The organism is Stenotrophomonas sp. Sm2128, from assembly GCF_030985535.1.
Taxonomy (GTDB): Bacteria; Pseudomonadota; Gammaproteobacteria; order Xanthomonadales; family Xanthomonadaceae; genus Stenotrophomonas; species Stenotrophomonas maltophilia.
In genome coordinates this window covers 17,269-38,431 of sequence record NZ_JAPTFQ010000047.1, presented here as the reverse complement: position 1 = coordinate 38,431, position 21,163 = coordinate 17,269, and the positions used below count along the sequence as shown (strand labels likewise).

15 protein-coding genes and 1 pseudogene are annotated in these 21,163 nt (G+C 65.2%); 7 read left to right on the top strand and 9 right to left on the bottom strand.

What is annotated here, in order from left to right; all coding sequences use genetic code 11:
- Positions 1–492 precede the first annotated feature (492 nt).
- Both O0K41_RS14080 and O0K41_RS14075 read right to left on the bottom strand, forming a co-directional pair.
- Complete coding sequence (locus O0K41_RS14080; protein ID WP_032966989.1) at positions 493–1,236, bottom strand: basic secretory protein-like protein; 744 nt, start codon at positions 1,234–1,236, stop codon at positions 493–495.
- The gene (locus tag O0K41_RS14075; protein WP_164255591.1) at positions 1,233–4,583 is read right to left on the bottom strand and encodes a GH92 family glycosyl hydrolase; all 3,351 of its coding nucleotides are present in this window, start codon (positions 4,581–4,583) and stop codon (positions 1,233–1,235) included. Before O0K41_RS14075 ends, O0K41_RS14080 begins: the two co-directional genes overlap by 4 nt.
- A 421-nt stretch (positions 4,584–5,004) precedes the next feature.
- Here O0K41_RS14075 and O0K41_RS14070 point away from each other — a divergent pair, with 421 nt between their 5' ends.
- The 4 genes and pseudogenes from O0K41_RS14070 (at position 5,005) to O0K41_RS14055 (ending at position 8,156) form a co-directional block, all read left to right on the top strand.
- Entirely contained in the window at positions 5,005–5,202 is a 198-nt protein-coding gene (locus O0K41_RS14070; protein WP_005410967.1) for a zinc-finger domain-containing protein, read from the top strand.
- Positions 5,203–5,217: 15 nt separating this feature from the next.
- The gene (locus O0K41_RS14065) at positions 5,218–6,333 is read left to right on the top strand and encodes a glycosyltransferase (protein WP_033835647.1); all 1,116 of its coding nucleotides are present in this window, start codon (positions 5,218–5,220) and stop codon (positions 6,331–6,333) included.
- Positions 6,314–7,645 (top strand): O-antigen ligase, encoded by a 1,332-nt coding sequence (locus O0K41_RS14060; RefSeq protein WP_088436243.1) that lies wholly within the window; start codon positions 6,314–6,316, stop codon positions 7,643–7,645. The genes O0K41_RS14065 and O0K41_RS14060 overlap by 20 nt, the downstream gene beginning before the upstream one ends.
- Positions 7,646–7,794: 149 nt before the next feature.
- Positions 7,795–8,156, top strand: a pseudogene (locus tag O0K41_RS14055) (transposase).
- A gap of 42 nt (positions 8,157–8,198) precedes the next feature.
- On the opposite strand, the gene O0K41_RS14050 reads toward O0K41_RS14055, so the two are convergent.
- Positions 8,199–9,116, bottom strand: coding sequence for an LpxL/LpxP family Kdo(2)-lipid IV(A) lauroyl/palmitoleoyl acyltransferase (locus O0K41_RS14050; protein WP_005410964.1), 918 nt, complete (start codon positions 9,114–9,116; stop codon positions 8,199–8,201).
- Positions 9,117–9,176: 60 nt separating this feature from the next.
- Between O0K41_RS14050 and waaA the strand changes: the two genes are divergently transcribed.
- Both waaA and O0K41_RS14040 read left to right on the top strand, forming a co-directional pair.
- Positions 9,177–10,475: a lipid IV(A) 3-deoxy-D-manno-octulosonic acid transferase gene (gene waaA, locus O0K41_RS14045; RefSeq protein ID WP_049403581.1), complete on the top strand. Its 1,299-nt coding sequence runs from the start codon at positions 9,177–9,179 to the stop codon at positions 10,473–10,475.
- A 216-nt stretch (positions 10,476–10,691) separates the two neighbouring features.
- Entirely contained in the window at positions 10,692–11,909 is a 1,218-nt protein-coding gene (locus O0K41_RS14040; protein WP_164221677.1) for an amino acid transporter, read from the top strand.
- Between the two features lie 202 nt (positions 11,910–12,111).
- On the opposite strand, the gene gmtX is transcribed toward O0K41_RS14040, so the two are convergent.
- From gmtX to O0K41_RS14010, 6 genes are all read right to left on the bottom strand, one after another.
- Complete coding sequence (gmtX, locus tag O0K41_RS14035; protein ID WP_049417537.1) at positions 12,112–12,792, bottom strand: gamma-mobile-trio protein GmtX; 681 nt, start codon at positions 12,790–12,792, stop codon at positions 12,112–12,114.
- Complete coding sequence (locus tag O0K41_RS14030) at positions 12,789–15,386, bottom strand: integrase family protein (RefSeq protein WP_049417539.1); 2,598 nt, start codon at positions 15,384–15,386, stop codon at positions 12,789–12,791. Before O0K41_RS14030 ends, gmtX begins: the two co-directional genes overlap by 4 nt.
- Before the next feature lie 2 nt (positions 15,387–15,388).
- On the bottom strand, positions 15,389–16,780 hold the full coding sequence (gmtY, locus tag O0K41_RS14025) for a gamma-mobile-trio recombinase GmtY (RefSeq protein ID WP_049417540.1): 1,392 nt from the start codon (positions 16,778–16,780) through the stop codon (positions 15,389–15,391).
- Between the two features lie 294 nt (positions 16,781–17,074).
- A complete protein-coding gene (locus O0K41_RS14020) occupies positions 17,075–18,433 on the bottom strand; it encodes a TolC family outer membrane protein (protein WP_033835642.1) in 1,359 nt (452 codons plus the stop codon).
- A 16-nt stretch (positions 18,434–18,449) separates the two neighbouring features.
- Positions 18,450–19,097, bottom strand: coding sequence for a protein-L-isoaspartate O-methyltransferase (locus tag O0K41_RS14015; RefSeq protein ID WP_005414414.1), 648 nt, complete (start codon positions 19,095–19,097; stop codon positions 18,450–18,452).
- A 136-nt stretch (positions 19,098–19,233) separates the two neighbouring features.
- Positions 19,234–19,914, bottom strand: coding sequence for a TetR/AcrR family transcriptional regulator (locus O0K41_RS14010; protein WP_005410959.1), 681 nt, complete (start codon positions 19,912–19,914; stop codon positions 19,234–19,236).
- 117 nt (positions 19,915–20,031) lie between these two features.
- On the opposite strand from O0K41_RS14010, the gene O0K41_RS14005 reads away from it, so the two are divergent.
- Entirely contained in the window at positions 20,032–21,162 is a 1,131-nt protein-coding gene (locus tag O0K41_RS14005; protein WP_012481207.1) for an efflux RND transporter periplasmic adaptor subunit, read from the top strand.
- Position 21,163 lies beyond the last annotated feature (1 nt).

Genomic DNA, 21,163 nt, shown 5'->3' with positions numbered 1-21,163 from the left:
TGCCGGTCCCGATGCCGGTCCCGATGCCGGTCCCGATGCCGGTCCCGATGCCGGTCCCGATGCCGGTCCCGATGCCGGTCCCGATGCCGATCCCGATGCCGATCCCACCGCTGCCACACGCGCTACGCAACCCGGTCATGTCCCTGCAACGCCGTTGCGGCCCAATACGCCCACGCGGCCCGGCCGTGGGAAGGGACCGGACCGGCCTTCCCACCCTGGGCCCGACCAACTTTTCACGGGCGAGGGTGTCATGCGCAATCGAGTGACGCGGCGGTACTTCCAGCAGCTGTTCGCGCTGTACGCCGGTTTCGTGCAGTCGCGCTGAGGCGTAGACGCCAGCGAGGTAGAGTCGACCGTTGGTCGACTATCGCGCGAAGCGCGGGGTTTTCGGGGGCTGTACGAAAGGCAGTCGACTAACAGTCGACTCTACCCAGTCGACTCTACCCAGTCGCCGCAATACCCAGTCGCCGCAGTACCCAGTTGATCGCCCAGTCAGCGCCGCTTGCCGCGGCGCGCTGGTGCCGGCGGCGGTGCATCCGAACGCGGCTTGGCGTACTGCGTCCACAGCGCCGGCAGTGCCTTGCCGGTGTGCTTCTGCCACAGCGCCGGCGTATAGCGGCCGTCGCGCAGGGCCTTGTCCAGCGCCAGCACCAGGCCGGGATACTCGGCCTCGGCCCATTTCAGGAACGCACCGGTCACCCGGTAGCCGCTGTCGAAATTCTGCCCCTTCTCGACCTTGCCCGGCAGCACCCAGCCTGCGGCGGCATTGTCCATGCCGTAGCGGTCGCGTGCGTAGTCGGCGATGCCTTCCACCAGCCAGCCCGGCACCCGTGCATCGCCGTAACCTGGATAGCCCTGCACGATGTGCATCGCCTCATGGGTGACCAGGTCGATGTCGTTCGGGTGCTGCGCCAACCAGCCTGGGTTGATGGTGATCGTCGCTGCCTGGTCCTTGTCGCCGACGAAGGCGATGCCGGTGTAGGCCGGATCGATCACGATGCGCACCATCGCCGGCGCGGCCGGGTGGAAGTCCGCGCGTTCGCGCAGGTAGGCGAAGAAGAACGTATCGATCACCCGCTTGCGCTGCGGCGCGGCCAGGGCGCCACGGGCGTCCTGGTAGTTCAGCGTCACGCCGTCGCGGGTCAGCTGCGTATCGAACGCCTGGGTCTGGCCGAAACTTGAGAAGGACAGGGCAACAAGGGCCAGAGGCAGAAGACGGTAGCGCATGCGGCTCATTGTACGGTGCCGGCCGCCAGCAGTTCGATCTCCGCCAGTGGCAGCCGTGCCGGTGCCGCCAGGCGCAGGCGGTATTCGCTGTAGCGGCCGGGTCTGGCGATGCGGAACGGACGGGTCTGGCGGGCGGATTCGAAGTCTTCGCCGCTGCGCTGGTCGAGCACGGTCCAGCTGCCGCCGCCGTTGCGCGCCTCCAGCGTCCACTCACCGCCCTGGATGCGGCCGTCGCCGCTGGTGAGCGTGTACATCGTCGGCGTGCCGTCGCTCAGTCCGGTCAGCGCGATGGTTGCGCCGCCGCCCAGGCCCACGGTGGTACTCGCATCGTCATCGACCAGTGCGGGCAGGGCGCGGCCATCGGCCAGCGTCGCCTTCGCGCCGCTGCCGAGCAGGTCGTGCAGCAGCTGCGGGCGCTGGCCGCGCGCGGTCAACGAGCGCGGCACATCGTCCACGCCGCTGCCCCAGCGCGAGGGACGGGGTCCCATCACGAAGTCGAGGGTCGCGCCCTTGGCGATCAGGTCGTGTGGCACCCAGGTCTTCGTCCACGGCTTGCCGTTGATCTTCAGCGACTGCACGTAGACGTTCTCGCGCGAGTTGTTGGCCGCGTTCACGGTCAGCACCGCGCCACCCTGCAGCTCCACGCGTGCATGTTCGAAGGCCGGCGAGCCGATCACGTACTCCGGGGCGCCCATGCGAAGCGGGTACAGGCCCAGCGAGGCCAGCACGTACCATGCCGAGGTTTCGCCGTTGTCCTCATCGCCCGGATAGCCCTGGCCGATCTCGCTGCCGACGTACAGCCGCGACAGGATCTCGCGCACGTGCTGCTGGGTCTTCCACGGCTGCCCGGCATACAGGTACATCCACGGGATGTGGTGCGCCGGCTGGTTGCTGTGCGCGTACATGCCCATGCGCACGTCGCGCGCTTCGGTCATCTCGTGGATGGTGCCGCCGTAGGAGCCGGCCAGTGCCGGGTCTGCGGTTTCCGGCGTGGCGAAGAAGGTATCCAGCTTCGCCGCCAGCTTGTCGCGGCCACCGTACAGCGCGGCCAGGCCTTCGCCGTCATGGGCGGCAGTGAAGGCGAAGGTCCAGCCGTTGGATTCGGTGTAATCGTGGCCCCACACGCGCGGGTCGTAGTCCTTGGCGTCCACGCGCCAGCGGCCATCCGCCCTGCGGCCCTGGAAGAAGCCGGCGGCAGGGTCGAACATCGTCGCGTAGCTGGCAGCGCGGTGGCGGAAGTAGTCGGCTTCGGTGCTGTAGCGCTCGCGTGCGGCCGGCGTGGCCGCGCGCTTGGCCAGCGCATCGGCCATGTTGGCGATGCCGAAGTCATTGAGTGCGCCTTCCATCGTCCACGACATGCCCTCATGCACGTCGGCGCTGGCGTAGCCCCGGAAGGTCGAACGGTCCATGCCCTTGCGGCCGACATGGCGGTCGGGTGGTACCACGGTCGCGTTCTTCAGCGCGGCGGCGTAGGCCTCGCCCGGATCGAAGCCGCCGACGCCCTTCAGCCACACATCGGCGAAGGCCACGTCCGAGCTGGTGCCGACCATCAGGTCCGCGTAGCCCGGCGACGACCAGCGCGCGATCCAGCCGCCAGCGCGGTACTGCTCGATGAAACCCTGCACCATCTGCCCGGCATCGTCGGGCGTGAACAGCGCGTAGGCCGGCCACGTGGTGCGGAAGGTGTCCCAGAAGCCATTGTTGACGAACACCTTGCCATCGCGCACGGCGGCAAAGGTGCGGGTCGCGCTGCCATCGGTGTTGTCATCGCTGGCGCTGGCGCTGGCCTGGTTGGCGTAGCGCCACTCCGGTGCGGCGGCGCTGCCCACGTTTTCATGGCCGGAATTCGGGTACAGGAACAGCCGGTACAGGCTGGAATACAGCGTGGTCTTCTGGTCGTCGCTGGCATCGCCGATGTCGAAGCGGGTCAGGCGTGCGTCCCATGCATCCTGCGCACGGCCGGCCACGCTCTCCAGCGTATCGGTGGCGGTGATTTCCAGGGCCAGGTTGTGTCGTGCCTGCTCCACCGAGATCAGCGAAGTGGCGATGCGCATGGTCACCCGCCGGTCGCTGCCGGCATCGAACTTGATGTAGCCGGTCGGGCGGCCGGTGCTGAGGCGCCCACTGCTGCGCCACGGCTTGTCGAAGCTGGCCACCACGTACATGCGGCTGGCACCGTTGGACAGGCCGCTGCGCGTGTCGGTGTAGCCGGACAGCGTCTGCGTGGCGGCGTCCAGAGTCAGGCCACCGCGGGCATCGACGTTGTCGAACAGCAGGTTGGCGTCGCCGTCCTCCGGGAAGTCAAAGCGGAACAGCGCGGCATGGTCGGTCGGCGCGATCGATGCCGCGACGCCGTTGTCGAAGCGCACGTCGTAGCGGTAAGGGCGGGCGCTTTCGTGGCTGCGGTCGAACGACAGGGCACGTTTGCGACGGTCAGCCTCCGGCACGCCACGACTGGCCGATGGCATCACCTGGAAGGTCTGGCGGTCGCCCATCCACGGGCTGGGTTGATGGCTCAGCGCAAGCGCCTGCAGCTGCGGACGGTTCTGCGCGTCGTTCTGCTCGTTCCAGCGGTACAGCCAGTTCAGCGCACCGGCATCGGTGACCGGGGTCCAGAAGTTGAACCCGTGCGGCACCGCCGTGGCCGGGAGATTGTTGCCACGCGAGAAGGTGCCGTTGGCCTGGGTACCGCGGGTGGTCAGTACCCAGTCGGAGACGCGCGCTGGCTGCTGCCGTGGCACTGTGTCCAGGCGAACGTCATCAATCCAGCCGGAGACCGGTGCGCCGTCGGCACTGGCCACCTCCAGTTCGATCGCCACCACGCGGCGGCCCTTCAGCGCGGGCACATCGCCCAGCCGCACCGCCTTGCGCGCCCATTGCTGCGGGTACAGCGTCTTCGAGTCGCCCTGCGCGCGGGCGCCGATCGCTACGCCGTGCTGGTCGCGTGCAGTGCCGGCCGAAACCCGACTGCCATCGTCCAGCAGCAGGTCCAGAGACACATAGGTCGAAGCCACGGTGTCCTTGCCGACGATCTCCGGCAGCACCAACCACGACAGGGTGGTATCCGCCTCGATGGTCACGTCCGCCTTGAACAGTTCGCGCCGCGCATTGCCACCTTCACTGCTGTAGCGCAGTGCGTGCAGGCCGCTGTAGCCGACATTGCGCTTGGCGGCGTAGGGCGCCGCGGGGCCATTGCCGATCGTGACCTGCAATGCGCCTGCGGCCGGTTCCGGAGCCGGCTGGCCCGGCTCGAACGAGCTCTGCAGTCCCTGTGCCAGCACCGGCATCGCGGTAGTCGCACAGGCCAGGGCCAGGGCGAGCGGAAGCAGGGCGCGGCGTGGATCGGACAGGGTCATGCAGGGGTCTCCCGGAAGGGCTGGCGGCGGGCAGAACCCGCATCGGCGGACACCACGGACGGCATCGCTCCGCCCGCCGGGATGGCAGTGGAAGAGGCGATGCCGGTCCGGTGGGGGCGGGCCATGCGATCGGGTCGGATTGGGGCAGGCCGGTTCACGACCTGGCCCGATCCTGCAACAGCCGTGGCAACCTGGCAAGTGCCATTTAGTTCGATCCAAATGCGGTAAATATCGTTGTCGGTGGTTTCCCGGGGTGAATCTGCAGGATCGGTCGGGAATTCCCACCGGTACCTCATCCCGAAGTGGCATGCAAGGTCGCAGGGAATCGGCCCGATACGCGCAAAGACCCGTTGCGGCGCAATGTCGGGGCGGCCTGGATGCTAGAATCACAGGCCTCGCAACCCGTTCATCGACATCCGCCATGAGCCATACCGCCACTGCGCCCGCCAACGCCGAGAAGCGCTACACCGTGCACCGCAGCGATCTGCCGCTGAGCTGCCCGACCCCGGAAATGGCGCTGTGGAACTCGCATCCGCGCGTGTACCTGCCGATCGAAGACGAGCCCAATGGCGAAGCGCAGTGCCCGTACTGCGGTTCCGTGTTCGTGCTGGCCGACTAAGCGGCCGCCCCTTCGATGCGCCGATTGACCGTGGTGCAGTTGCTGCCGGCGCTGCACTCCGGCGGCGTCGAGCGCTCGACCCTGGAAATCGCTGCGGCCCTGGTCGCCGCCGGCCATCGCGCGCTGGTGGTTTCCGCCGGTGGCCGCCTGGTGCAGCCGCTGCTCGACAGCGGTGCCGAGCACCTCACCCTGGACATCGGCCGCAAGTCGCTGCTGACCCTGCGCCACTTGCCGACCCTGCGCCGCTTGTTTGCCGAGGTTGGTGCGGACATCGTGCATGCCCGCTCGCGGCTGCCGGCCTGGCTGGGCCTGTACGCAATCCGTGCCCTGCCTGCCGCGCAACGCCCGCACTGGGTGACCACCGTGCATGGGCTGAATTCGCCCAGCCGCTACAGCGCGGTGATGACCAGCGGCGAACGCGTGATCTGCGTGTCCAACACCGTGCGCGATTACGTGCAGCGGCACTACCCGACCGTGCCCGAACAGGCATTGCAGGTGATTCCGCGTGGCGTCGATGTGGCCCAGTTCCCGCGCGTGGCGCGTGCCGATCGCCGTCCGCGGATGGCGCTTGCGGCAGAGTACCCATGGCTGGCGCAGGTTGAAGGCCCCTTGCTGCTGTTGCCGGGGCGTGGCACCCGCCTGAAGGGTCACGCACACGCATTGCAGCTGCTGGCGGATGTGCGCGCCGCCGGCGTGCCGGCACAGTTGTGGATGCTGGGCACCGATGAACCCGGCCGTGAAGCCTACGTGGCCGACCTGCGCCGGCAGGCGGCCGCGCTCGGCGTGGCCGAGGCCGTGCACATCAGCACGCCGACCGCACGCATCGCCCAGGCCTACGCGGCCAGCGACCTGGTACTGCAGCTGTCGGACAAGCCCGAAGCGTTCGGCCGCACCGTGGTCGAGGCGTTGTCGGTGGGCCGGCCGGTGCTGGGTTGGGACCATGGTGGCGTTGGTGAGCTGCTTCGGCAGCTGCAACCCGCAGGTGCCGTGCCGCTCGGCGATGCGCGGGCATTGGGTGAACGTGCGCTGGCCCTGCTGGCCCAGCCCCCGTCCTTGCCGACCCGCATCCCGTTTACCCTGCAGGCCATGCAGCGCGATACCCTCCGCCTCTATGCCGACCTCGCCGGCTGACCCCACCGTCATCGTGCGCGACGACCGCGCCGGGCGCTGGGCGCCCTGGTGGGTGCTGGCGTACGTGGCGATGTGGCCGTTGCCAGGCATCGCCGAAACCGTGTTGGGCCTGGGCGCGCTGTACGCGGCGGTGCGCATGGTGACGCGCCGCCTGCAGCGCCGCCCGCATCTGTTGAGCACGGCGGCCTGGGCACTGACTTCGATCCTGTTCCTTGGTTACTGGCTGCCGCAGGCATTCTCCGCATTCGATGCGATCGATCCGGCGGCCTCGTGGACCAAGGCTGCTGCGGGCCTGCGCTATCTGCCCTTCATGTGGCTGGTGGCGATCGCGGTGGCTACGCCGGAGCGGCGGCGGCTGACCTTCGCGGGGCTGGCACTGATCACCGGCGCATGGACGCTGGATGCACTGGTGCAGGCGGTGGCCGGCACCAGCCCCTGGTTCTGGTCGCTGGAACACCTGAAGCTGGCGGTCAGTGGCCACGCACTGTGCCCGGCCGACGAGGCCGCACTGGCAGATCGCCTCAGTGGCGCACTGGGACCGTGCAACCTGAAGTTCGGCCAGGTGCTGGCCAGCCTGTCGCCGTTCCTGCTGCTGCCCGCCGCGCGGCGCTTTGGCAATACGGGCTGGCTGCTGGCTGCGGCAGCGCTGGGCAGCGTGCTGCTGTTGGCCGGTTCGCGCGCCTCGTGGATCACCTTCGCGCTGGTGCTGGCCTACAGCGGCGTGCGCCAGTTCGGCTGGAAACGGCTGGCCGCGCTGGCGCTGGTGGCGGTACTCGGCGCCGGTGCGCTGACCGCCAGCGTGCCGCAGCTGCGCGAGCGCTTCGCGCGTACGGCCATGGCCCTGGAGGGGGGGGGGCGTGGTGTCGACGAGGCCCTGTCAGGGCGCGCGCGGATCTGGGAAGCCGCCGCCTGCATGATTGAAGAGCACCCGATCAATGGCGTGGGTGCACGTGGTTTCCGCGATGCCTATCCCGCTTGCGTGGCGGAGGAAGGGCCGGCCGTGTGGGGCAATGCCCCGGCGCTTCATGCCCATCAGATCGTGCTGGAAATCCTCGCAGAGACTGGAGTGATTGGTCTGTTGCTGTGGCTGGCGGCGGTGGCCCAGGCCTGGCGCGCATGGCGCTACGCGCCGGCAATGGCCCGCGAACGCGCGCGTCCGGCGATGCTGGCGCTGGCGGTGACCGTGTTCCCGCTGAACACCCATCTGGCGTTCTATTCGGCCTTCTGGGGTGGCCTGACCGTATTGCTGGCCGCGCTGTTCGCCGGCAGCCTGCTGGCGCGCGACGCGGACGACACGCCGACGGCGGTGTGATCGTCCATCCAGCCTGGCGTGGCTCTACTGCGCGTACCGAACGGAGATTGCTGTGGTGGATCCACGCCATGCGTGGATGGAGCTTTCCCGACGCAAACACAGGTAACCCACCACTACCGGTGTTTCCATGCGTATCGCACGCTCGAGGCATGGCCAGCCCAGGACTCCGCTACGGTCGATATTCCCGATCCGGCAACGTGTACTTGACCACGGCAACCCTTGACCGTGAACCGTTGTTCGCCGATGCGGCGAACATGGCGATCCTGATCGACACCCTGCGCTTCGTCGAGCGTAGGGGCTTCGGCCACAGTCTCGCCTGGGTGGTGATGCCCGACCATCTGCACTGGCTGATGGAACTGCGCAGTGGCAGCGCGGCTATCACGACCATGCAGTGCGGACCGACGAATCACTTCACGAGAAGGCGATGTACATCCTGGCCAATCCGGTCCGTGCGGGCTTGGCGTGCGTGGTGAGGGAGTACCCGTACGCCTGGTGCCGCTGGCCGTTGTGAATCCCGGCACGGAATCGAAGAGCATCCACGCATGGCGTGGATCTACTTGTAGAAATCACTCCGCCCACCCGGCTGGCGCTTGAAGCGACGGTGGATCCACAGGTACTGGTCGGGTGCCTCGCGCACCATCTCTTCGATGGCCTGGTTGACCCGCGTGGTATCGGCTTCCACGTCGTCGCTGGGGAAATTCTCCAGTGGCGCGCCGATCTTCAGGAAGTACTTCCCGCCTTCGCGGCGATGGAAATACGGGATCACCGCACAGCCGGTCATCCGCGCCAGCTGGTGGGTGGCAGTGATGGTCGAAGCGGTGTGGCCGAAGAACGGCACGAACACGGTGTCCTTGCCGCGCATGTCCTGGTCGGGTGCGTACCAGAGGAAGCCGCCCTTCTTCAGGTGGCGCACGGTGGCGCGGATGTCCTCATTGGCGAACATTGCCTTGGCGTAGCGCAGGCGGCCGAACTTCACCGCCCACTCGTACACCGGGTTCTTGTGCTTGCGGTACATGCCTGAAAGATCAACGTAGTCGCACAGCAGGCGCCCGCACATTTCCAGGGTCATGAAATGGCCGGACACCAGCAGCACGCCACGACCTTCCGCCTGCATCTGCCGCAGATGTTCCAGTCCTTCGATCTGCACCTGCGGGCGGATGCTGTCGATGCTGCCCCACCAGGCGCGGATGCACTCGAACACGCCCACACCCAGGGCATCGAAGCTGTCGCGCACCAGGCGCTGGCGCCAGGCCTCGTCCTTCTCGGGGAAGCACAGCTGCAGGTTGACCTCGGCGGCGCGGCGACGGCTGCCCAGCAGGCGCCAGGTGATCCAGCCGACGCCCCGGCCCAGCGCCCGCTGCAGCATCCACGGCAGGCGGGCGATGGCGAAGGCGCCCAGCATGGCGGCGAACATCGGCCAGTTGCGGGGATCGCGCAGCGACGGGCGGACGGCGGTGGTGGCATCGGACATTGGCCCATTCTACCAAGGCGGCCGCGTGTCTTTCCCGGGGGGCTCCCGTATCCTTGCCGCATGCGTAAAGACCCTGTCGAATGGATCCTGCGCGGCCTGTACTCGGTCGTGCTCTACATCCTGCTGCCGATCACCGTGTACCACCTGGTCTGGCGCGGCTTCCGGGTCCGTGAATACTTCCGGCGCTGGGATGAGCGCTATGCCTCCTATCCGCAGCCCACCGGCCAACCGCGGGTCTGGCTGCACGCGGTCTCGGTGGGCGAAGTCAATGCCGCTGCGCCGCTGGTGAACGCGCTGCGCAAGGAGCGCCCGGACATCCGCTGGGTCATCACCACCATCACCCCGACCGGCTCCGAGCGCGTGCGTGCGCTGTGGGGCGACGCCCTGGACCACGTCTACCTGCCGTATGACGTGCCCGGCAGCGTCAACCGCTTCCTCGGCCACTTCCAGCCCAGCCTGGCGCTGATCCTGGAAACCGAACTGTGGCCGAACATGCTGTTCGGCTGCCGTGACCGTGGCATTCCGGTCTACATCCTCAACGCGCGCCTCTCGGCACGTTCGCTGCGGGGCTACCGGTTGCTGGCGTCATTGATCCGCCGCGCACTGCGCACGGTCACCTGCGTGGCCGCGCAGTCGCAGGACGATGCCGAGCGTTTCGTGCAGCTGGGTGCCGCGCCGGAGCAGGTGCAGGCGCTGGGCAACCTGAAGTTCGACATCACTACGCCGGACGTGCAGGGCTTCGTCGAGCAGTTCCATGCCCGCGTGCCGGCCCGGCGGCCGGTGTGGATCGCCGCCAGTACCCATGATGGTGAAGAACAGGCGGTGATCGATCTGCATCGGCGCCTGCGCCGGCAGCACCCCGACCTGTTGCTGCTGTGGGCGCCCCGGCATCCCGAGCGCTTCCCGAAGGTGGAGGCGCTGGCGCGGGAGCAGGGCTGGAACGTGGCAACCCGGCGCGCGAAGCAGTGGCCGGAGGTTGGAACCGATGTGTTCGTCATCGATACCCTGGGCGAGCTGATGCCGTTCTATGCCTGCGCGCAGGTGGCGTTTGTCGGTGGAAGCCTGCAGCCGATCGGTGGCCACAACCTGCTGGAGCCGGCGGCGATGGGCACCGCTGCGGTGACGGGCCCGCACCTGCACAACTTCTCGGAGATTTCCCGTCGGATGCGCGAGGCGGGCGCGCTGTTGATCGGCGAAGACGTGCAGGCGGTCGGCGAACTGCTGCAGCACCTGCTCGAAGATCCACAGGCACGCGAGGACATGGCGCGGGCAGGCTGCACGCTGATCAGCAACGGACGCGGTGCCCTGCAGCGTACGCTGGCGCTGGTCGGACCACACCTGCCGCCGCCTTGCCGCTGAGTCCGAAGGGCCGACGCACGCGACGTGACTGTCGTGAAAGACCGCGTCAATTCTGCTTAGCGACCTGGAATCTGTCGTAGCGGGACCGTGAGCTTCCTTGCCAACGTGCCTGCCGTCACATCGTGATGCGCATGGCGCGTATTCCGATACCGCCTCCCGGCACAGGCTGTCAGTCTGCTGTCGACCGCGCTTGGGCGGATATCAAGGGAACTTGCGATGGACAGCGACAGCAGCCCCGGCATCGATGAGCCCGGGTACGGCGATCGCCTTGTGGTGGTGGCACTGACCTTGCTGCTGGGAGGCGGCGTGGTCGCGCTGGTCGGCCAGCACACCGCAGCCCAGGCAGGCCCGGCCATCGTCCTGAGCCTGCTGCTGGCCGCGCTGGGCACAGGGCCGCTGCTGTACTGCCTGCACGTTCTGAACCAGCAAAGGCCCGCTGCCGATGGCCTGCATGGCGTGGTGCGGGACTGCTGGGGAGGCGTGCCGGCCGTTCTGCTCGGTGGCGCGCTGCTGCTGGAACTGGTGGTGACTGCCGCTGGCGTTGCGCAGTCCGTCGCCAACCATCTGCATGTACTGCTGGCTGGTTGTGGAATAGAGGCCAGCAACGGGATGCCGGGTCAACTGATGGCTGCTGCCAGCCTGCTGTTGCTTGCAGGGGTCGGATTGCTGCGGCCACACCGTGTGGTGCTGGTTGCCTGCGTGCTGCTGACGGTGAAGGTCGGCGCCGGCCTGCTGTTGCTGGTGCTGGCAGCCCGCCATGTGCACTACGCGTACTGGATTCCATGGCTGCCGCCGGCAACGGCTCCCTATCGCTTCGGGTTCGGCGGTGTACTGGCGGCGAGCGTGCAGCTGTACGGTGTGTTCGCCACCGTTGGCCTGGCGCTGGGATTTCCTGGCATCGGCAGGCAGGCGAGGGCACGGCCGCCGCTGCTGCCGGCGTGCGTGCTGCTGGCCATGGTGCTGCTGATCGTACTGGCCGCGTTGCAGGCGGGCCTGGTCGAATTTCCGGCTCTGGCCAGCACGCGGCCTTTGTCGGTCGCCCTGCAGCATCACCCGCAGTTGTACTGGGTGATGCCCTTGCTGCCGCTGGCGGGAGTGGCAGGGTTGGTGGCGCTCATCCTGGTGCTGCTGATGTTGGCTGCGCGGGTGGCGATGCAGCTGTGGCCGACGGCAGGTGACCGATCCCTGGAGTTCCGGGAGAGACTGGTGCCGGTTGCCGTCGTCCTGTCGGCGGCATTGCTGGCGTTGTGGGCGCCCATGGGCAGCCTGCCGGTACTGCCTGGTCCGGCAACCCTGTTGGTGATGGGGGCCGTGTGCGTGGCCGTGCTGCGCGGACGGGCACCGCGGTCACGCGCCCTGCCGGTGCTGGCTCCCGTCGCCATCGCACTGTGTCTGCTGGCCGCAGTCGAACGGATGCGGGTCTGGCCCGGCTGACGGTCGGTGGGTGCATGCTTCCGTCCGCGCGACCAACAAAAAAGCCACCTCTCGCGACTCATACCCTAAATGTACATAGGATGCATGGGTGGCTTCCTATGTCACTGATACGTATACGGATGTACTCGATTGCATTGCTATGTATAGATGCATAGCAATGCATCGTACGGTGGAGGCGCCGACGGTGACGTCGGCGCTTTTTCTATCGGCCTTTGGTGATCGAATCTCCAAGAATCTTGCGGATCGCTCTTGCAAAGCCAACCTCAAGCACGACCCGTCCCCGTTCGTTGATGATTTCTCCGTGAGTTCCTTCCTTCAGGCCCCGCTCTTGCAGGTAGTCTGGTGATATCGCTTTCCTGAGTGCCTCGCGTTCTGATGGTGTGAACTGCTCAGACAGCGTGAATACAGCCAGAGGCGGTGCTACGCCAGTCGCCGAGATCGTGGCGCCCAGGGGGCGGCGATCAACTGTCACTTGCGTGTGGGCCTTCAGCAAATTGAGCTGCGATTTGAGCCTGTCACGTTCGGCGATGATGCCCTGCATGATGGATCGAATAGCCGGATCTTCGATACGCATCAGATATTCATCACTCGCCAAGACCTTCTTGACTCTCGGTAGAGGCGGGCCAGCGTAGGCCGCCCAAGCCTCAATGAGCGACCGGTAGTCGGCGGATGCTGCGTTATAGAGTGCTCGACCTTTTAGCACTCCTTCGGCCTCTGCCAAGCGGCCAATGGTTGAAATCGAGAAGTCTCGCGAGCCGGTGGCGTGCTGATTACTACAGATCTCATGCATCCTAGCCAGATTCGCCTGCCGATTTGAACGCCCTCCTTTTGCCAGCAGTGCGGCAAGCACAGCGTCGGGGTGCACATTCGTTGTGTCGGTCATGCTTTCACTTCTTCCAGAAGAACCCGGTCGACAGGGATTCCTTGCGCCGGATGTTGAGATACAGACAGCAGATGCGAGAGATCGACGTCGAAGTGCTGGCTGAGACGCACACCGGCGTCCATCAAACGGATCACTTCTCGTTGGCCGAGTATTGGATTGGTTGGATCCATCTGCTGAGATAGATGCCGCATGAACGCATTGCCCGCCAGTAGCTGCTCTTGTTCGCTGAGCGTCATGAACAAGGGCGGTCGGCCATCGTTGTAGAGCACGGCATCGAGAAGCTGACTTCGGCGGAATACCGCCTTTCCTGGGTCAAGATCCGGATACATCTCAACGCTATCGCATATGCCCGTCAGCTGTAGGAGTTCTGACTCTGTCTCCTCGAAGACAGCCTGTACATCAACCATTTCGCCAGCGGCAATCAACTGCGTACCGCCTTCTTGCGAATCGCCGAGGGCCAACTTGCAGCGTTCAATTAGACGCCAGCAAGCCACCAGGTCTTCTGCCAGATCACTGAAGCGCTTCATGGCGCTTTCCCACACCCGCTCTGCCTGTCGGTGTGCGTTCAACGCAACAAAGGGATGCCCGCTGTCCTCAGCGTCAGCCTTCTGCCTTTTGATATTCTGAAGTTCTTCTTCGCGCGTGAGGCAAGTGTTGCGCGCTTCGTCAAAGTGATAGGCGAGTGTGTTGAAGTGCGCGGCAAGCGCTGGGAGGTGATGTGGCTCGGTCACAAACCAGCGGCAGCGTACGCAGTTGCGACTGCCGCCGGGGACAGGTCCGTACTTTTGAGACGTTGCTGATCCCAAGTATGCCCCTCCGTTGTAACAGCCACCTATCGCACTATTGCCCTCATTCTCACTGGTATTGCCTCCAACCAGGCACAACCCATGGTGCATTGGCATCCAGCCCACTGGATTGCGTACGGAGGGATGTTGAGGGATGGCCACGGCGAGGCTAGGGACGCTATTGCAGACCGCCTTTTGAAGCAATTCTTCGTGAGCCGTATCGAGAAGGAAATTCTGAATGCTGACTTCCTTTCCTGCCTCAAGCCGTTCCGCAGCGCTATGCAACAACTTGCGAACATGGGTCGGCCCCGGCTTTGTATAGTAGAGGGTCATCAGCAGCCGACTGTGACCGACGAGCTTCTGCAGAACGGGGAACGGAACTTGTCCTTCTAAGGCCAGTGCGGTGATGAGCGAAACGCGTAGGCTATGAAGCGGAAAGAGAGTGGTCAGCCCGCAATTTTGTTCCTCCACAGGCGGAAGGAATTGAATTGGCGCACCGTTAGAGTGAGTCTCGCCTCGCTCAGCAATGCGGATTTGCAGTGCTGACAGGAGGCGGAACCAGCAGCCCTCAAGCTGGCCGGCGCGCTGCAGAGGTAGATTGGAGGATCCATCGCATTCCTCCGGCAATCTAAACAAGAAGCAGGCATCCGGATAACTACTTAGCTGTATCTCGCTTTTTGCTTGGACGTGACGTGCGTCGAGCTCTCCCCAGGCTGTTCGCCTCGAGACAGGATTGTACTTTTCCTGCCAGTTACGCATCTTCTCTAGCCAATAGAAGACGTCTTGATGGATCGGCCCACCTGCGCACCACGGCATTAGGTAGCCTTTGTCCTCACCAGCCTTCGCCATGTCAGCAGTCTTATTGGTGTTGATGTAGAGCACCGCCCCGGAGGACTCACTCTCACCTAGCTGCTGGCTACGTCGAAATACGCCTAGCTGGACGGGGCGTCGCTCACTTCCCCCAGCGAGGGGACTGGGATTCAACGTCCAAGAACCTGCTTCAAAGCGCCAAGTGTCGGCTTCGCCGGAATCAAGGAATCGTACCTGGTGAGTACGCAGTGGCAGGATTAGCTTTACGAGTAGCGCAACCCAGCGCACCGGGCTCCACATCTCCAGAACCTGTCCGCCACGATATCCCGACTTGAGTTTGCGGATACGCCATACGCAATCTGGGTCTGTTCGATCTATTTGCGCCTCTGTTACCTCAAACCAGTCAGGAGCAGTTCTACCGCGCGTACCAGCTTTCGCCCCCAGTGCCTGCTGCGCCCATTGCCAATCGCGGAAGTGTGGTCCAGCAGCAAGAATCTGGCGAAGTTCGTCGATGTATCCATAGGGCAGCGGCGAATGAACACTCTCATCACGCCTGGGTAGACCCTCTCTGGACATACGAGGGACGGGATTGTGAAACGCCGGGGATACAACCAACTGGCCGTTGTCAGTCTCCTCGCTGAACTCCTTTAGCAGCACGTATTGAAGGAAGGAATTGATGTGATTGTTGTTCTTGATGCCGTCAAAAGAGTTCGGACAAGCAGTGAGATAGAAGTTGGGCACGCTCGTGCTACGAGCGAGGAACACGCTAGGTTCGTGGGGCAACCCCTGTCGCGCAATGAAGCGATCGAAGAAGGCTGATAAGGCTCTCAGCCTGCTGGGCAGCCCCCGAGTCTCGCCTTTCAGCCATTCAACTGCCAAGATTCGCCAAGCAGTTAGGTGCGGATGCTCACGATCGAGCCATCCAAGAGATGTGTCCTGCTCGCGTCCTGCCCCCTTCTTCTTGAGGTGTGCATTCGCCCCTTTATTGATCTCAGTCATCCTTAAATTCCAGAACTCAGATTTATGTCAATCACATTGGCCGTGCTGAGTCCCCTATCTCGCATTCGTTGTGCGGCCGCCTCAAGTGCCATCAGCGCTTCACGGGTACTCGGCTGTGTATAGACCTCTTGGCTTGCTTCAGAGGAGTGGTGCATGAAGCGGCGTATATGCGCTTTTTCAACACCTGCGGTACGCAGCCGGAGGCCGTAGGCATGTCGGTGGCCGTGAGGTGTAGTACCTAATGCCTTGCCCACAGTGAGCCCGATACGCTCGCAGGCGGCCGCATGTGCCTTGTTGTACTGGGTCAGCGTGTACATGGCACCCACGGGCTGGCGGATCAGGTTGATAAAGGCGAATGGGTGGTTGCGATCAATGCGAGCGACCTGTTCCAGATAGCGGTGCCACAACTGCAGGAACCATTCGCCATACTCGGGCACAAACCAGTACGCCTGCTTGTAGTAGGCCTGGTCATGCATGCCGCCCTTCCATCCCGCATGGCGCCGATCCATGACCAAGGTGCGAGGCGCCAAGCCGAATTGTTGGGAAAGGTATTCAGCGCGGGTACCTTTACGCACCCTTCCGCGTTCGTCACGCCAGTCACTAGGAGCAGAGCCGTGGCTCGGATGGTGGATGAGCACTTTTGCCCCCTCTAGGTTGCCCGGGTCTGGAAAAACGTCCGAAATGTAGAGGTGGAAGGGTTCCGACTCGCGGAAGCCTGCGCCGTGCAACAGCAAGGTAATGAGCATGCCGCGGTAGTCCTGGCGTCTACCTGCACGAAATCCTCTCGTTAACAATTCCTCGAATCGCTCTTCGGGAAAGGCGGGAGGCTCCCCGCTCTGCACCTTCGGCAGGCGTTGGCTTCGGACACGATGTCCAGTTTCGGTTGGATGTGCATTTGCTGCCCAGGTGTGACCTAAGAACGCTTTGCTGCGGCGGAACTGATAAGCAGCCTCATCTATCTGTCGATCGAAGGCCCCACCTTGATATCGCGGGTTCAGCCGAGCAGCTTCAGGTCGTATCTCGCTTAACCACGCAAAGAAGTCCGTCAAGTGGGTAACGATGTTCGCGGCATCCTGCGGTGCGCGTGGAGCCCAACAAAGACCGCTCGGATCGAGCCCCGTTTTTCGGTCGAAGGTGCCTGTATACAGCCGCTGCGCAAAGTTCTGGAACAAACGATAGGTGTCACGCTCGGCAGGGTTGGAGAGCAGGTACTCCAGGAACAGCCGTACAGAACGGGTGACTTTCGACATCCACGTCAGGCTACGGTCATGGCTACGGTGCAAGCAATAGTCAAGAAGTGGCTCCAGCACCCCTGCAGGAGTTAGCAGTGCGGGCAACTCAGAATAGGCCCCTGTGGCATCTGTATAGATGCGGGCCTTCACGGTCACGAACATAGACCTACGCCATCTGACCGCGCATCCAGTAGATCGCGCTCAGGGACTGATGGAGATCAGGATGCCTGGCTACATCCAACGGCAAGTTGTCGACAGTCATTGGAGCATCTGAACAGGCGCCACAGTCACATACCATGTAATTTTAGGGGAGAAGTTCATGGGGCGCTAGGCGTAAAAAAGCCCCTACGAGAGGGGCTCTGGGGTGTTTCCAGGGGCTAATCCACCCCAACTATGTATCTTTAGCTGGGGGGAATAACTCGCGGGTGGCTTCTTCGTGACCGGCAGGCTGACGACTCAGTGCGTGGTGGTTGCCGGGTTGCCCGCGTCCTGGGTCAGCAGGCGGTTGACGTCCTGCAGCTCGGCCACGTCCAGCGCACCCAGCGACTGGCTCAGCAGCAGGCGGTTCTGCAGGAAGGTATAACGGGCCTGGGCGTAGTCCAGCTGCGCCGAGAACAGGATGCGCTGGTTCTGGATCACGTCCAGCACGGTACGGGTACCGACTTCCAGGCCGACCTGCGAGGCGTCATAGGCGCTCTGTGCCGAGACCACCGCCAGGCGGCGGGCTTCCACTTCGCTGATGCCCTGCACCAGGGTCTGGTAGGCATTGCGGGTGTTGCGGTCCAGGGCACGCTTCTGCTGCTCGTAGCCGTCCTGGGCAATGTCACGCTGGGCCAGCGCCTGGCGCACGCCGGACTGGGTAGCGCCGCCGGCGAAGATCGGCACGTTCAGGGTCAGGCCGATGCTGTTGGTGCGGGCGTCGGGGGACAGCGAGCCGGAGCCGGTGCTGTCGCCCCAGGTCGCGGTCTTGCCCCAGCTGCCGCCCAGCGACAGGGTCGGGTAGTGGCCACCACGCGCGGCCTGCACGCCGGCTTCGGCGGCGCTCACCTTCAGTTCCTGCGCCTTCAGCGCCGGATTCTGGGTGGTGGCCTGGTGCACCAGCTCGTCGATGTTGCCACGGTTGGCCGGCACTTCCGGACGGAAGTCGGCCGGCAGCCCACGCAGGTTGGTCACCGGCTGGCCGGTCAGTTCGGTCAGGGCCTGGTAGTTATCGGCCAGGGTGTTCTGCGCAACGATGGTGTTGGCGCGCGCCTGGTCGTACTGGGCGCGTGCTTCGTGCACGTCGGTGATCGGCGCCAGGCCCACTTCCAGGCGCTTGTCGGCGAAGTCGAACTGCTTCTTCGCAGCCGCTTCATTGGTCTGTGCGGCGTTCAGCGATTCGATCGCCACCAGCACGTTGAAGTAGGCCGCCGAGGTGCGCACGATCAGGCTGTCGTTGGCAGATTCGAGGGTGAAGTCCGCCGCCTTGCTCAGCTCACGCTGCGAACGCAGGTTGTTGATCTGGGTCCAGTTGAACAGCGTCTGGCTGCCATCGATCGTGTAATTGCGGCGCTTGTTGGTGAACGAGCCGGAGTTGATGTCGGCGTTCGGCTCGCTGCGCGTGCGGTTCAGCGTGGCCTGGCCGTTGATCTGCGGCAGCAGGGCGGCGCGCGCCTGCACGGCGCCTTCCTTGTCGACCAGCCGGGTCGATTCGGCGGCGGACAGCTGCGGATCGCCGTTGCGTGCCATTTCGTAGACCTGCAGCAGGTCGGCGGCATGGGCAGACAACGGCAGCAGGGCAGTGGCCAGCGCAACAGCGAGGGATCGGCGGATCATTGCGGCTTCCTTGGACTCAGAGGTGGAACTGGGGTGCCGGGGCGGCACCACGCAGGTAATCGATATCGGTCTCGAACAGGGACTCGGTGCTGCCGTCGGCCTTGACCAGCAGGGCCTCCATCGCCGGCGAGCGGCCGTGGATCACGAACAGGCGACCACCCGGACGCAGCCACGAGGCGAACTGTGACGGCACCACGTCGACCGCACCAGTGACACAGATCACGTCAAAGCGGCGTTCGGTCTGCCAGGACAGGGCGTCGGCCACTTCCACGCGGACGTTGGTGCCCAGGCCGGAGGCGTCCAGGCGGGCACGCGCGGCGGCGGCCAGCTCCGGGTCGATCTCCAGGCTCAGCACGTCGCGCGCGAGCGCGCCGATGCAGGCGGACAGGAAGCCGCTGCCGGTGCCGATTTCCAGCACTTCGTCACCCGGCTGCAGATCCAGTGCCTGCAGGGTACGGCCCTCGATGACCGGCTTCATCATCTTCTGGCCGTGGCCGATCGGCAGTTCGACATCGGCGTAGGCCAGCGCCCGGTGTGCATCGGCGACAAAAGCCTCGCGCGGCAGGCGGGCCAGGACGTCGAGCACCTTGATGTCCAGCACGTCCCAGGGACGGATCTGCTGTTCCACCATCAGTTCGCGGGCGTGGGCGTAATCAATCGTCATGAGGTTCAAATCCAGCGCAGTGGGCCGGCCATTTTACCGGTGCCGGAGGCCGGCGGCGCGCCCAGAGCATCAGCTGCCGGGTGGCCGGGGTCGCAGTGCCGGAAGTCATCGCGACCTCCGGTTCGTTCAGTTTTGGTTATTCAGCCGTTCCGGCCCCTCGCGGCGCATAGGCGCGCAGGAAGAAGTCGATGCTGGCGGTCACGTGGGCAAGAGGGTCGCACTCCACCGGTGACAGTGGCATGCCACACATCATATGCATGTGCACTTCGCCCTTGACCAGGGTCAGGAACTGCTCGCCAGCCAGCGAATAGTCGGTGATTTCCAGCTCGCCGCGCTCGGCGCGTGCCCGCAGGAAGTCAGCCAGGGCCTCGCAGGTACGTTCCGGTCCTGCCTTCCAGAACAGCTCGCGCAGGCGTTCGTCGGTCTCCGGCGCCATCATCATGCGCTGGATCGAGATCGCCGCATCGGAAGTGATCAGTTCGAAGAAGGCCAGGCCGATGCCGATCAGCTGGTCGCGCAGCGGGCCGTCCGCGTCGGCCACGAACAGGGCATCGGGCAGCATTTCAATGCACTTTGACTGCACGGCCTCGGAGAACAGGGTCTCCTTGTCGCCGAAGTGGCTGTACACGGTCAGCTTCGAGACGCCGGCCTGGGCGGCAATGGCGTCCATGCTCACGCCGGTATACCCCTGTTCGATGAACAGTACCTTGGCTGCTTCAAGGATCGCCGCGCGCTTGCCCAGATCCTTGGGGCGCCCGGGTCCGGCGGCCTTGGCAGCGGGCTTGGCCGACGGCTTGCGGGAAGTGGAAGAACTCATCGCAACAATACTAGACCAAGCGGTTCGATATTTATACTATACCGGCCGGTTTATTAAATTGGGCCGGCAGTCGCGGCTCCCCCTTGTTGCAACCCTGCGTTTTCAGGACGTTGACCGATGAAGATCGTGCGCTGGATGGGCGGTATGGTGTGGGTGGCTGCGCTGGCAGCCTGTTCGGGACAGGAACAGGCGCCGCAGGCGGCCGTGCCGGTACTGGTGGTTCACCCCGGCGAACAGGCCGGACAGGCGCCGGCGGCATTCCCGGGCACGGTGCGTGCCCGTCAGGAAAGCCCGCTGTCGTTCCGCGTCGGAGGCAACCTGGTCAAGCGCCACGTCGATGCTGGCCAGCGGGTGAAGAAGGGGGACGTGCTGGCCGAACTGGACGTGGCTGACTTCGCGCTGCAGGCCCGTGCCTCGCAGGCGCAGCTGGCTGCGGCCGAGGCCGACCTGGTGCGTGCCCGTGATGACCTGAAGCGCTACCAGGTGCTGGCCGACCAGCAACTGGTCAGCCGCTCGCAGCTGGACCAGCAGTCCGCGGCGTTCAAGGCCGCGCAGGGCCAGGCCAATGCGGCCCGCGCCAACCTCGATGTGCTGCGCAACCAGGCTGACTACGCGCAGCTGCGCGCGCCGGCCGATGGCGTGATCGCCAGCCGCGAGGCCGAAGCCGGGCAGGTGGTGTCCGCCGGCCAGACTATCTTCAACCTGGCCGCCGATGGCGGCCGCGAAGTGCTGATCGACCTGCCCGAGGCGACCATCCGCGACTACGCGGTCGGCCAGCCGGTCGAGGTGGAACTGTGGAACCGCCCGGGCCAGCGCCTGCCCGGTACGATCCGCGAGATCGCCGCCGCCGCCGATCCGCAGGCACGCACCTATGCCACCCGCGTCAGCCTGGCCGCCGATGCGCTGGCCGATGTCGAACTGGGCCAGAGCGCACGCGTCTACAGCAGCGCCGGTCGCCACGGTACCCTGCAGCTGCCGCTGGGCGCGCTGCAGCGCGGTGCCAACGGTGCCGCCAGCGTGTGGGTGGTCGATCCGGCCAACAGCACGCTGAAGGCCGCCCCGGTCACCACCGGTGCGTTTGGCAGCGAGACCGTGCCGGTGCTGTCCGGCGTGAACGCGGGTGACTGGGTGGTTGCCGCCGGTGGCCACCTGCTGCGGGCGGGCCAGCCGGTGATCGCCGTGGACCGGCAGAACCGCCCGGTGCTGAAGCCGGCCGCGCCGGCCGCTGCCGCCAAGGCCAAGGAGTAAG